General features: G+C 68.6%; 15 protein-coding genes. 13 read left to right on the top strand and 2 right to left on the bottom strand.

Annotated elements, in window-relative coordinates; all coding sequences use genetic code 11:
- The first annotated feature begins 14 nt into the window (after positions 1-14).
- The 7 genes from RF701_RS12000 to RF701_RS11970 are packed head-to-tail and all read left to right on the top strand — an operon-like array spanning position 15 to position 4,532.
- Positions 15-362, top strand: coding sequence for a hypothetical protein (locus tag RF701_RS12000; protein ID WP_203308989.1), 348 nt, complete (start codon positions 15-17; stop codon positions 360-362).
- Positions 363-403: 41 nt separating this feature from the next.
- Positions 404-1,405, top strand: coding sequence for a bifunctional diaminohydroxyphosphoribosylaminopyrimidine deaminase/5-amino-6-(5-phosphoribosylamino)uracil reductase RibD (ribD, locus tag RF701_RS11995; protein ID WP_308815075.1), 1,002 nt, complete (start codon positions 404-406; stop codon positions 1,403-1,405).
- On the top strand, positions 1,390-2,013 hold the full coding sequence (locus RF701_RS11990) for a riboflavin synthase (RefSeq protein WP_308815074.1): 624 nt from the start codon (positions 1,390-1,392) through the stop codon (positions 2,011-2,013). Before ribD ends, RF701_RS11990 begins: the two co-directional genes overlap by 16 nt.
- Entirely contained in the window at positions 1,997-3,127 is a 1,131-nt protein-coding gene (gene ribB / locus RF701_RS11985; RefSeq protein ID WP_210357395.1) for a 3,4-dihydroxy-2-butanone-4-phosphate synthase, read from the top strand. The genes RF701_RS11990 and ribB overlap by 17 nt, the downstream gene beginning before the upstream one ends.
- A gap of 14 nt (positions 3,128-3,141) precedes the next feature.
- Positions 3,142-3,561, top strand: coding sequence for a 6,7-dimethyl-8-ribityllumazine synthase (ribH, locus tag RF701_RS11980; RefSeq protein WP_308815073.1), 420 nt, complete (start codon positions 3,142-3,144; stop codon positions 3,559-3,561).
- A 3-nt stretch (positions 3,562-3,564) separates the two neighbouring features.
- On the top strand, positions 3,565-4,104 hold the full coding sequence (locus tag RF701_RS11975; RefSeq protein WP_308815072.1) for a GNAT family N-acetyltransferase: 540 nt from the start codon (positions 3,565-3,567) through the stop codon (positions 4,102-4,104).
- The gene (locus RF701_RS11970) at positions 4,101-4,532 is read left to right on the top strand and encodes a hypothetical protein (protein ID WP_308815071.1); all 432 of its coding nucleotides are present in this window, start codon (positions 4,101-4,103) and stop codon (positions 4,530-4,532) included. Before RF701_RS11975 ends, RF701_RS11970 begins: the two co-directional genes overlap by 4 nt.
- Positions 4,533-4,564: 32 nt before the next feature.
- On the opposite strand, the gene RF701_RS11965 is transcribed toward RF701_RS11970, so the two are convergent.
- Positions 4,565-5,638: an alkene reductase gene (locus RF701_RS11965; RefSeq protein WP_308815070.1), complete on the bottom strand. Its 1,074-nt coding sequence runs from the start codon at positions 5,636-5,638 to the stop codon at positions 4,565-4,567.
- A gap of 204 nt (positions 5,639-5,842) precedes the next feature.
- Between RF701_RS11965 and RF701_RS11960 the strand changes: the two genes are divergently transcribed.
- The 6 genes from RF701_RS11960 to RF701_RS11935 all read left to right on the top strand — a co-directional run bounded on the left by RF701_RS11960 (position 5,843) and on the right by RF701_RS11935 (position 11,691).
- Positions 5,843-6,697: a DMT family transporter gene (locus RF701_RS11960; RefSeq protein WP_308815663.1), complete on the top strand. Its 855-nt coding sequence runs from the start codon at positions 5,843-5,845 to the stop codon at positions 6,695-6,697.
- Positions 6,694-7,347, top strand: a complete 654-nt coding sequence (locus tag RF701_RS11955) for a COQ9 family protein (protein ID WP_308815069.1) — start codon at positions 6,694-6,696, stop codon at positions 7,345-7,347. The genes RF701_RS11960 and RF701_RS11955 overlap by 4 nt, the downstream gene beginning before the upstream one ends.
- Before the next feature lie 84 nt (positions 7,348-7,431).
- Positions 7,432-7,692 (top strand): ferrous iron transport protein A, encoded by a 261-nt coding sequence (locus tag RF701_RS11950; RefSeq protein WP_374758622.1) that lies wholly within the window; start codon positions 7,432-7,434, stop codon positions 7,690-7,692.
- Positions 7,693-7,705: 13 nt separating this feature from the next.
- The gene (locus tag RF701_RS11945; RefSeq protein ID WP_308815068.1) at positions 7,706-9,571 is read left to right on the top strand and encodes a ferrous iron transporter B; all 1,866 of its coding nucleotides are present in this window, start codon (positions 7,706-7,708) and stop codon (positions 9,569-9,571) included.
- A 9-nt stretch (positions 9,572-9,580) separates the two neighbouring features.
- A complete protein-coding gene (gene ssb, locus RF701_RS11940; protein ID WP_308815067.1) occupies positions 9,581-10,147 on the top strand; it encodes a single-stranded DNA-binding protein in 567 nt (188 codons plus the stop codon).
- A 65-nt stretch (positions 10,148-10,212) separates the two neighbouring features.
- On the top strand, positions 10,213-11,691 hold the full coding sequence (locus RF701_RS11935; RefSeq protein ID WP_210357861.1) for a sensor histidine kinase: 1,479 nt from the start codon (positions 10,213-10,215) through the stop codon (positions 11,689-11,691).
- Positions 11,692-11,743: 52 nt separating this feature from the next.
- Here the strand turns inward: RF701_RS11935 and RF701_RS11930 are convergent, their stop codons facing one another.
- Complete coding sequence (locus tag RF701_RS11930) at positions 11,744-12,148, bottom strand: response regulator (RefSeq protein WP_210357403.1); 405 nt, start codon at positions 12,146-12,148, stop codon at positions 11,744-11,746.
- Between the last annotated feature and the right edge of the window lie 38 nt (positions 12,149-12,186).

Raw genomic sequence — 12,186 nt, 5'->3', positions numbered from 1 at the left:
CCTATCTTGGTGCCATGCAGTTCTTCAGCCGCTTTTCGCCGGTTCGTGCCTATAAGGACCTGCGCCTGTTCCTGGCCGGCCGCGAGCGGCACGAGCTCGGCTTCCTTGCCGCAGCGGTCGCGATCACCGGATTCTTCGTCTACGCCTTCGCGCGCAACGATTACGATATCCCGCCCAAGCCGCCGCAGATCATCTATGTCCAGCAGTGGACCGCCGATCGCACCGACGCGCAGATCCGCGCCCAGCAGGCGATCGACAAGGTCGCGCAGGACAAGCGCATCGACGAATATAATGCCCGCGTCGACAAGATGCGCGCGCAGTTCAAGAAGGCGGATGACGCCATGAACAAATGGGGGCTGTAAGGGCGGGCGACACCACGACCGCCCAAGGCGATTCGCGATGGATGGCGGCAGCACTCGCGCTGGCCGAGCGGACTCGCGGGGCGACGGCGCCCAATCCCAATGTCGGCTGTGTCCTCGTGCGTGGCGGCCGCGTCGTCGGGCGTGGCTGGACGCAGCCGGGCGGCCGTCCCCATGCCGAGGCGATGGCGCTTGCCGAGGCCGGCGACGACGCCCGTGGCGCCACGGCCTTCGTCACGCTGGAACCTTGCGCGCATGCCAGCCACCGTGGCCCCGCCTGCGCGGCGCTGCTCGTCGCGGCGGGGGTGGCGCGGGTCGTCGCCGCGCTGCGAGACCCGGATCCGCGCACGGACGGCGCCGGTTTCGTCCTGTTGTCGCAGGCCGGCATTGCGGTCGAACATGGGATCGGCGCGAACGATGCGGCGCGCAGCATGGTGGGGTTCCTGACGCGCCGGCGGCTCGGCCGTCCGTATGTGACGCTCAAGCTTGCCACCTCGCTCGACGGGCGGATCGCGCTGCCGGACGGCACCAGCCGCTGGATCACGGGGTCGGCGGCACGCGCGCACGCGCATCTCGAACGCAGCCGGCATGAGACGATCCTCGTCGGTCGCGGCACCTGGCAGGCCGATCGGCCGGTCCTCGACGTGCGGTTGCCCGGGCTGGAGCGACGCAGCCCCCGGCGGGTGGTCCTCACGTCGCGTGCCGAGTCGGTGACGGCTTCGCCGCATCTCGCCTTCGACGCAGCGGGGGACGCACCCGGCCCCCTCGTCATCGCCGATCCGACCGCGATAGCCGACCTGCCGGGCGATCATCTTCTGGTCGAGGGCGGCGCGGCCACCGCGGCCGCCTTCCTCGCGGCGGACCTCGTCGACCGTCTGCTCCTGTACCGCGCGCCGATCGTCATCGGCGCCGGGCTGCCGGCGATCGGCGACATCGGTCTTGCCGATCTGGCAGGGGCGCACGGCCGCTGGCGATGCCAGGATGCGCGCGCGCTTGGCAGCGATCGGCTCGAGGTCTACGAGCGCATCCCATGTTCACCGGCATAGTCAGCGACATCGGAACGATCGAGGCGGTGGAGCACCGCGGCGACGCCCGTTTCCGCATCTCCACGTCCTATGACACGGCGAGGATTGACCTCGGCGCGTCCATCGCCTGTTCCGGCGTCTGCCTGACCGTGGTCGACAAGGGCCTGGGCCCCGACGGCAAAGGCTGGTTCGCGGTCGACGTCTCTGGAGAGACGATCGCGCGCACGGCCGATCAGTGGCAGGAGGGTCGGCGCCTCAACCTCGAACGCGCGATGAAGCTGGGCGACGAACTCGGCGGCCATATCGTCACCGGCCATGTCGACGGTGTCGCGACCGTGATCGGCATTTGCCCGGACGGCGATTCGCATCGCATCGGCTTCGCGGTGCCCGCCGAGCTTGCGCCGTTCATCGCCACCAAGGGGTCGATCGCCGTCGACGGCGTCTCCCTCACCGTCAATGCGGTGGAGGACAGGGACGACTCGACGCATTTCGCGGTCAACGTGATCCCGCACACCCAGGCGGTCACGACGCTCGGCACGCTGGCGGCGGGCCAGCGCGTCAACATCGAGATCGACGTTCTCGCCCGCTATCTGCAACGCATGGAGCATTACCGTGGCCAGTCCCGCTAAGGTGGCGTCGCTGCGCCACGCCTTCCTCTCCTCGCCGGAGGAGATCATCGACGAGGCCCGAAACGGCCGGATGTTCATCCTGGTCGACGACGAGGACCGCGAGAACGAGGGCGATCTCGTCATCCCGGCGCAGATGGCGACGCCGGAGAAGATCAACTTCATGGCGATGCACGGCCGCGGCCTTGTCTGCCTTGCACTGACCAAGCGTCGCGTCGAGGAACTCGGCCTGTCGCTGATGAGCCGCAACAACGGCACGCGCTACGAGACCGCCTTCACCACCTCGATCGAGGCGCGTGACGGTGTGACGACGGGAATCTCCGCCGCGGACCGCGCACGCACGATCGCGGTCGCGATCGACGCGTCCAAGGGGCGCGACGAGATCGTGACGCCCGGACACGTCTTTCCACTCGTCGCGCGCGACGGCGGCGTCCTCGTCCGCACGGGTCATACGGAGGCGGCGGTCGACGTCTCGCGGCTCGCCGGCCTCAATCCGTCGGGCGTGATCTGCGAGATCATGAACGAGGACGGGACGATGGCGCGGCTCGACGACCTGGTCGCGTTCGCGCAGCGCCACAACCTGAAGATCGGCACGATCCGCGACCTGATCGCCTATCGTCGCCGCCACGATCATCTGGTGGAGAAGCGCGCCGAGGCCCGGTTCGTCAGCGACTGGGGCGGCGAGTGGACCGCGATGACCTTCTGGAACAAGGCGACCGGCTCCGAACAGATCGCGCTGGTCAAGGGCAAGGTCGATCCTGCCAGGCCGACGCTGGTGCGCATGCACGCCCTGTCGCCTTTCGCCGACATCTTCGGCGAGCGCGGCGGTCGCGCCGAGCTGCTGCGCCGATCAATGGAGATCATCGGCGAGGAAGGTGCCGGCGTCGTCGTCGTCATCAATCGCCCCCGGCCCGACCAGTTCACCGTCGCGCTGCAGGCGAAGGCGGGGACGCTTGCGCCCGCGGAGATGGACGAACTGCGCGATTACGGTGTCGGCGCGATGATCCTGACCGAACTCGGGGTCGAGGAGATGGTGCTGCTGACCAACACGCATCACACGCTCGTCGGGCTCGACGGCTATGGCCTGTCGATTGTCGGCGAACGGCCGATCGACTGACCGAAGGAATTCTCATGGCCCATGTGCTCATCGTGGAAGCGCGCTTCTACGACCATCTGAACGACATGCTGCTCGCCGGCGCCCGCGCGGCGATCGAGGCGGCGGGACACAGCCACGCCACCGTCACCGTCCCCGGCGCGCTCGAGGTGCCCGGCGCGCTCGCGATGGCGGCGGAGACCGGGCAATATGACGCCTATGTCGCGCTCGGCGTCGTCATCCGCGGCGAAACCTATCATTTCGAAATCGTCTCGAATGAGAGCGCGCGCGGCATCATGGCCCTGACGATGGACGGGCTGCCGATCGGCAACGGCATCCTGACCACCGAGAACGAGGAGCAGGCGATCCGCCGCGCCGATCCGGCGCAGCTCGACAAGGGCGGCGGCGCGGCGCTGGCGGCGCTGGCGATGCTCGCCCTCAAGCACCGGCTCGCCTGAACGGTGCTCGGCCCCGTCCTCTTTACGCCGCGGCTGATGCTGCGGCCGCTGAACGGCGAGGATCTTGAGGGCTATGTCGCCTTCTACGGCGAACCGGAAACCATGCGCTTTCTGGGCGGCGTCCAGCCGCGCGAGGTGGCGTGGCGCCATCTGTGTACCATGGCCGGTGCCTGGATGGTGCGCGGCTTCTCGATGTTCTCGGTCATCGAGCGCGACAGCGGTGCTTGGGTGGGCCGCGTCGGTCCGCACCAACCCGAAGGCTGGCCGGGCACAGAGATCGGCTGGGGCATCCTCGGCCGCTTCGCCGGTCGCGGCTATGCGCATGAGGCGGCCTGCGCGGCGATGGACTATGCCGTCGACGTGCTCGGCTGGACGCGGATCATCCACACGATCGATCCCGACAACCACGGCTCGATCGCGCTGGCCAAGCGGCTGGGGTCGACCAACGGCGGCCCGGTGACGCTGCCGCCGCCGCTCGAGGCGTATCGCGTCGACGCCTGGGGGCAGGATGCGGCAGACTGGCGGGCGCGGCGCCGCGCATGATGACGCCGCCGCCCTCCCGCTGGAAGGTGGTGGAGCGCGGCCGGCGGCTGGAGGTCATCGACCTGCGCGCGGGCGCGGATGAGCGCAGGCTAGCCAAACCGCCTGCCGCGCGCGGTTCGGCCCCAGTTACGAAGACGTCCCTGACCGGGCTTCGCAAGATCAGTTTCGACGGGTCGAGCGAACTGACCACGCACCGGCTCTATGATGACCACGGCCCGAGGACGGTGCAGCTCGACCCGGCAAGCGCGCGGATTGCGGGGATCGCGGCGGCGGCCACCGTGCTCGCCGCGACCGCCCTGATCGTCACGGCCATCTTCTGGCCCGCGATCCTGCTGATCCTGCCGGTGCTGGCCCAGGACAAGCCGCGCGCAGCGATCCGTCGCCCCGTCACCGCCTGGCTGGACGATCGCGCCCGCCAGGCAGGCTGATCCCCCTCCCGCGCGCGGAAGGGGGGACTGCGTCAGGCCGCTTCGGTTTCGAGCGCCGGATAGTCGGTGTACCCCTCCGGCCCCTTTGTATACCAGGTCTTCGGATCGTCCTGGTTCAACGGCGCGTCCCGGCGCAGGCGCTCGACCAGATCGGGGTTGGCGATGAACTTGCGACCGAAGGCGATCGCGTCCGCGACGCCCGAGTCGAGATCCGCCTGCGCGCTGTCCTTCTCGTAATCCTGGTTGAGGATGAGCGGGCCGCCGAACACCTTGCGGATCTGCGGGCTCAGCTTGGGCACGTCGGTCTTGCCGAACGTGCCGTCCGGACCCTGCTCGCGCAATTCGAGGAAGGCGATGCCGAGCGCGTCGAGCGCCTTCGCCGCGGGGATGAAGACGCTGGCGGGATCGCTGTCGTCCGCGCCCTGCGTCTCGCCGTTGGGCGACAGACGGATGCCGGTGCGGCCGGCGCCGATCGCGTCGATGACGCGCGCCACGGCCTCCTGCATGAAGCGGATGCGGTTTTCGGGGCTGCCGCCGTAATCGTCGTCGCGCTGGTTGGTCCCGTCGCGCAGGAACTGGTCGATCAGATAGCCATTCGCGCCATGCAGCTGCACGCCGTCGAAACCGGCGCGAATCGCGGCACGGGCGGCATCGGCATATTCGTCCTGCGCGCGGCGGATGTCGTCGAGCGTCGCCGCCTTCGCCTCGGCATAGGGATTCTCGGGCTTGTGATAGGGCGCGCGCGTCGCGGACGACGACAGCGGCTGCTGGCCGGTCACGTCCGGGCGCGCCAACCGGCCCATGTGCCAGATCTGCGCGACGATCTTGCCGCCCGCCTGGTGCACCGCCTCGGTCACCGGCTTCCACGCCTCGACCTGCGCGTCGGTCCAAAGGCCCGGCGCATTGGGCCAGCCGAGGCCAAGCCGGCTGACGCCCGTTCCCTCGGTGATGATCAGCCCCGCGCCCGCGCGCTGGCGGTAATAGTCGATCATGACTTCGGTCGGCACGTGATCATCGGTCGCACGGCCGCGGGTCAGCGGCGCCATGACGACGCGATTGGCAGCGGCGATATCGCCCAATTGGATAGGATCGAAGAGGGTTGGCATCGGACATTCCCTTTTGTTGCCTGACGCACGGCAGATAGGACGCTACAGCAAGGCATGCATCAGGATCGGTGGCAAAGAAAAACTGTTAGCCGGGTAACGCAGATCAGGGGAAGCGGGTCCGCATTGTCGTCTCGGGCCGACGGGGGGACGGTCGTGCCAGCGGCGAGCCCGGTCGCGCATCCACTCGCCTTCGCCGCTCTCGTCATGGCGAACGTGATGCTCGCCTTCGGTCCGTGGTTCGTGCGGATCGCCGACGTCGGCCCCGTCGCGGCGGCCTTCTGGCGGATCACGCTGGCGGTGCCGTTCCTGGCGATGCTCGCCCTCGCCGGCGGCGCGCGGCCGATGCGGCTGCCGCGCGGCCTGGTCGCCTTGCTCGTCATCGCCGGGATCGGATTCGCCGGCGACCTCGGCAGCTGGCACCTCGGCATCGTCCGCACGACGCTCGCCAATGCGACCCTGTTCGGCAATTGCGCGATCCTGGTCTATCCGCTGTACGGCTTTCTCGTCGCGCGCGCCTGGCCGACGCGCGGACAGGCCTTCGCGCTCGCGCTCGCCGCCGCCGGCGCCGCCCTGCTGCTCGGCCGCTCGTACCAGCTCGATCCGCGCAATCTGGCCGGCGACCTGCTCTGCATCCTCGCAGGCCTGCTCTACACGATCTATATCGCGCTGATGGCGCGCATCCGCGAAACCATGGCGTCGCTCCCCGCGCTCGCCCTCGCCTCCATGGCCAGCGTGCTGCCGCTCTTCATCTATGCCGCCGTGCTCGGCGAGGCGATCATGCCGCACGCCTGGACCCCGCTGATCGGCCTCGCCTTGGTCAGTCAGGTGATCGGCCAGGGACTGATGATCTTCGCGATCGGCCAATTGTCGCCGCTCGTCGTCGGCATAGCCCTGTTGCTCCAGCCGATCGTCGCCGGCACCGTCGGCTGGATCGCCTATGGCGAGCGGCTGCACGGAGCCGACTGGATCGGCGTCGGTTTGGTGGCGGCGGCACTGGTGCTCGTCCGCCGGGGCGAGGTTGCGCCGCGCGCGCTGGAGGCGCAGGAGGAACTGGCATGACCGAGGATCTGACGCTCGACGAAATCCGCCTGGCGCTCGCGCCGGGCATCGCCGCCAATGCGGCGTTCGATGGCTGGGGCGATGCCGCGCGCGACATGGCGGCGGACGCGGCGGGCATCGACCGCGACATCGCGCGACTCGCGTTCCGGGACGGCGCGGTCGGCATGATCGACGCCTGGTTCGCGCATGTCGACGCGGAAATGACGCGCGCCCTGCCGCCGGAATCGCTGAAGGCGATGCCGATCCGTGCCCGGATCAGCGAACTCGTCACCGCGCGCCTGACCGCCATGGCGCAGGACCGCGAGGCGCTGCGCCGCGCGCTCGCGATCCTGGCGATGCCGCAGAACGTCGCGCGCGCAGCCCGACTCGGCTGGCGCAGCGTCGACGCGATATGGCGCCAGGCGGGCGACACGGCCACCGACTATAATCACTATACCAAGCGGACGATCCTGCTCGGCGTCTATGCCGCGACGGTGACGGTGTTTCTCGACGACGAGAGCGACGGCTTCGCCGAGACGCGCGCGTTCCTCGGCCGGCGGATCGAGGGGATCATGCGGTTCGAAAAAGCGAAGGCGGGCATGATCCGTCGCGCCGACCATCGCCCCAGCCTGTCCCGCTTCATCGGACGGCTGCGGTATCCGGTCGTATGATCCCGGGCGCCCCGTCCCGCACGGCCGGGTACGATGCGACGGACGGTAATTGATAATCAATCTCATTGTGCTTATACAGGCCTGGTGTTGTCCAAGCTGAACCTCGAGACGCTGCCGCGCCATCACGCCGCCACGGTCGATGCCATCGACTGGACCCGTCTTTCGCCGCCGGAAGCGCGCCGCCTGCGCGAACTGGGCTTTGACGAGGGCGTGCCGGTGGAGGTGCTGCACCGCGCGCGCCTGGGCGGCGGGCCGATCGCCTGCCGCATCGGCCGGATGACGGTGGCGCTGCGCCGTGCGGTCGCCGCCGCGATCCAGGTGACGATCCCGCTGCCTGCCGAATAAGCCTCACCCCGCGATGGAACATCCGCCGCTGGTCGCGCTGGTCGGCAACCCCAATGCCGGCAAGAGCGCGCTGTTCAACGCCCTGACCGGCGCGCGGCAGAAGGTCGGCAATTATCCCGGCGTGACGGTGGAGCGCCATTCGGGCCGACTCGCCCTCGCGGACGGCCGCCCCGTCGAATTGATCGACCTGCCCGGCGCCTACAGCCTCGACCCGTCGAGCCCAGACGAACGGGTCACGCGCGACGTGGTCACCGGCAAGAGCGGGCTGGAGCGGCTCCCCGATGCGCTGATCGTCGTCGTCGACGCCGCCAATCTCGACAATCACCTGCGCTTCACACTCCAGCTGATCGCGCTCGGCCTGCCGGTGGTCGTCGCGCTCAACATGATCGACCTCGCGGAACGCGACGGCCTGACGCTCGATGCGGCGGTGCTCGAGCGCGAACTGGGCGTGCCGGTCATCCCCACCGTGGCGGTGCGCCGACGCGGGCTTGAGGATTTGCGCGAGGCGCTCGCACGCGCCGTCGTGCCGGTGACGGGCGTCGTGCCGCTTCGACCCTCCGACGGCAGCGTGCAGGACGACATCGTCACCCTGCAGCGCCGCGCACGGCGCATCGCCACCGCGGCGACGGTGGCGGAGACGAGCGGCCGGCGCTGGATGCATCTGCTCGACGCGGTTGCCTTGCACCCCATCGGCGGTCCGCTGCTGCTGGCGACGATCCTCTTCGTCATGTTCCAGGCGGTCTTCACCTGGGCCAAGATCCCGGCCGATGCGATCGACGCCGGCTTCGCCGGGCTGCAGGGGCTGGTCGCCGCGCACCTGCCCGACGGCTTCCTGCGCTCGCTGCTCGCGGACGGCCTGATCGCGGGCGTCGGCGCGGTTGTCGTGTTCCTGCCGCAGATCCTGATCCTGTTCCTGTTCATCCTCGTGCTCGAATCCTCGGGCTACATGGTGCGGGCGGCCTTTCTGATGGACCGGCTGATGGCGACCGTGGGCCTGTCGGGCCGCGCCTTCATCCCGCTCCTCTCCAGCTTCGCCTGTGCGGTGCCCGGGATCATGGCGACGCGGACGATCGAGGACGAGAAGGACCGGCTGACCACGATCCTGATCGCGCCGCTGATGACGTGCAGCGCGCGCTGGCCCGTCTACACGCTGATCATCGGCGCAATGATCCCCGACACGCAGGTGCTTCCCTTCGTCCGGCTGCAGGGCCTCGTCATGTTCGGGCTGCTGCTCATCGGCATCGTCGGCGCCTATGTCGCCGCCCTCGTGCTGCGACGGACGGTGACCAAGGGCGCGTCGTCGGGCTTCATGATGGAGATGCCCAAATATCAGATGCCGCGCCTCGGCGACATCGCGCTCGGTCTGTGGCAGCGCGCGCTCGTCTTCCTCAAGCGCGCGGGCACGACCATCGCCGCGACGACGATGGTGCTGTGGCTGCTGCTCTCGTTCCCGAAGCCGCCGGTCGGCAGCGGCATCAGCCCGGTCGACTATTCGATCGCCGGCCGGATCGGCCATGGCATCGAGCAGGTCGTGAAGCCGATCGGCTTCAACCGCGACATCGCGCTTGCCCTGCTGCCGGCGATGGCGGCGCGCGAGGTGGCGGTCTCCGCGATCGGCACCGTCTATGCGATCGACGACAGCGACGGGAAGGGCACCGACCGGATCACCGACCAGATCCGCGGGCGCTGGAGCCTGCCGACCGCGCTTGCTTTTCTGATGTGGTTCGTCTTCGCGCCGCAGTGCATTTCGACGATCGCGGTGACACGCCGTGAAACCAACGGCTGGAAATGGCCGTTGTTCATGGTCGGCTACCTTTTTGCGGCGGCCTATGTCATGGCGGGGATCACATTCTGGCTGGCGACGTTTGCCGGCCTCTAAGAGGATCTCATGGCAGGCAGCGTCAACAAGGTCATTCTCGTCGGCAACCTGGGGCGCGACCCCGAGTCGCGTTCGTTCCAGAACGGCGGCAAGGTTGTGAACCTGCGGATCGCGACGTCCGAATCGTGGAAGGACCGCAACACCGGCGAGCGCAAGGAAAAGACCGAATGGCATTCGGTGGCGATCTTCAACGAGGGTCTCGCCAACGTCGCCGAGCGGTTCCTGCGCAAGGGCTCCAAGGTCTATATCGAGGGCCAACTGCAGACCCGCAAATGGCAGGATCAGCAGGGCAACGACAAATATTCCACCGAGATCGTGCTGCAGGGATTCAACTCCGTGCTGACGATGCTCGACGGCCCCGGTGGCGGCCAGGGCGGAGGCGGTGGCGGCCGTAGCGGCGGCGACGAATGGGGCTGCGGCGATGATTTCGGCGGCGGCTCGTCGGGTGGCTTTGGTGGCGGTGGCGGCGGAAGCCGCGGCGGCGGCCAGTCCGGCGGCAACCGTGGCGGCGGCGGGTTCGGCGGGGGCCAGCCGGGTGGATTCGCCGACGATCTCGACGATGACGTGCCGTTCTGATCGTGGACACGGTTCCCGCGCCAACGGCGCCCGGCTGGCGGATCGACGAACGCGCGCGCCTGGCGATGCTCGCCAGCTACCAGCCGCGCGCGCTGCGTGAATCCGTCGCGCTCAAGCAGATCACGGATTTCGCGGCGGCGCTGTGCGACGCGCCGATCGCATTGGTCACCCTGGTCGAGGATCAGGAACAGCTCTTCCTCGCCAGAACGGGACTGGCGCTGGAAGGGACGTCGCGCGCCATCTCCTTTTGCGACCATACGATCCGGACCGAGCGCGCGTTGATCGTACCCGATACGCACGACGATCTCAGGTTCGTCGCCAACCCGCTCGTCACGGATGCTCCCTTCGTCCGGTTCTACGCGGGCGTGCCGCTGCGCGGAGACAATGACGTACCGCTGGGCGCGCTGTGCGTCCTCGACGACAAGCCGCGCGACGGACTCACCCCGTTGCAGATGCAGGGGCTGGAGGTGCTCGCCGCCAATGTGATGGCGCGCCTTTCGGATCATCGCGATGCGACGCAGCGGCGTGACGAAGCGGACGTCGCCGCGCGCGCGCTGACCGACAGCGAGGATCGCTTCCGCACGCTCGCCGACACGATGCCGCAGATGGTATGGTCGACGCTGCCCGACGGCTATCACGATTATTACAACGCGCGCTGGTATGAATTCACCGGCACGCCGCCGGGGTCGACCGATGGCGAGGGCTGGAACGACATGTTCCATCCCGACGACCAGGACCGCGCCTGGACGATCTGGCGGCACAGCCTGGAGACGGGCGCGCCGTATCAGATCGAATATCGCCTGCGCCACCACGACGGCACCTACCGCTGGGTGCTGGGGCGCGCGCTGCCGATCCGCGATGCGGAGGGCCGCATCACGCGCTGGTTCGGTACCTGCACCGACATCCACGAGCAGAAACTCGCGCTGGAAGAGCGGGAGATCGTCAGCCAGGAGCTGTCGCACCGCATCAAGAACATCTTCGCGGTCGTCTCCGGCCTCATCTCTTTCGCCGCCCGCGGCAAGCCGGAATTCGCCGCGACCGCGGCGGACCTTCGCGAACGGATCACCGCGCTCGGCCGTGCCCATGACTTCGTCCGCCCGCACAGCGCGACGAGCGCGCGGGCCGCGGTGCAGCAGGACAGCCTGCACGGCCTGCTGGGGGAGCTGTTCGAGCCCTACCGGCGTGGCGACCGCCTGCCGATCCGGATTGCAGGCGACGACATCGTCATCGACGACCGATCCACGACGCCGCTTGCGCTGCTGTTCCACGAGCTCGCCACCAACGCGAGCAAATATGGCGCGCTGTCGGCGGACGACGGCGAGGTGATCGTCACCATCGCGCGTTCCGATGACGAGGTGACGCTGGAATGGGTCGAGCATGGCGGCCCACCCGTCGCAGCGCCAGAGCGGTCGGACGGTTTCGGCAGCCAGCTGATTGAACTATCGGCCGTCCGCCAGCTTGGCGGGACGGTCGCGCGGCGCTGGAACGAAGACGGGCTGGCGGCGACGGTGACGGTGCCGCTGCCGTCCTTCAGCCGTGGCTAGAGGCTGATCCGCGTGCGTGGAAGCGGTACCGCGCCGATCCAGCGTTGCTGGATTACACACTAGATCTCAGCATTACGACGTCGTCGTTGACCGCGTCGTGCGATTCGTGATCGTCCGTCGCCAGCGCCGCCGCGGCAAGGATCGCTGCCTCGCTAAACGGCTTGCGGATATAGCCTAGTGCGCATTCGGCCGCGCCGTCGATCTGCGCGGGATTGGCGGTGACGAACACCACCTTCACGCCATAGTCCTGCGCGATGCGGCGTGCGATCTCCGGCCCGGTGGCTCCGTCGCGCAGGTTGACGTCGACGAACGCGAAACCGCATTCGGGCGCAGCCTCGATCGCGCTCTCGCTGTCCGCCGCTATTGCCGCGACACGATAGCCGGCATCGAGCAGAATCCGCTCCAGATCGAGCGCGACGAAAATCTCATCTTCGACGATCAGGGCAGTCTTGGTCATCAATCTTTCCGGCTTTGGCATGGCCAAACCACGCGACG

Source organism: Sphingomonas sp. GV3, from assembly GCF_031082075.1.
In the GTDB taxonomy this organism is placed as follows: Bacteria; Pseudomonadota; Alphaproteobacteria; order Sphingomonadales; family Sphingomonadaceae; genus Sphingomonas; species Sphingomonas beigongshangi.
This window is presented reverse-complemented; position numbering and strand designations above follow the sequence as displayed.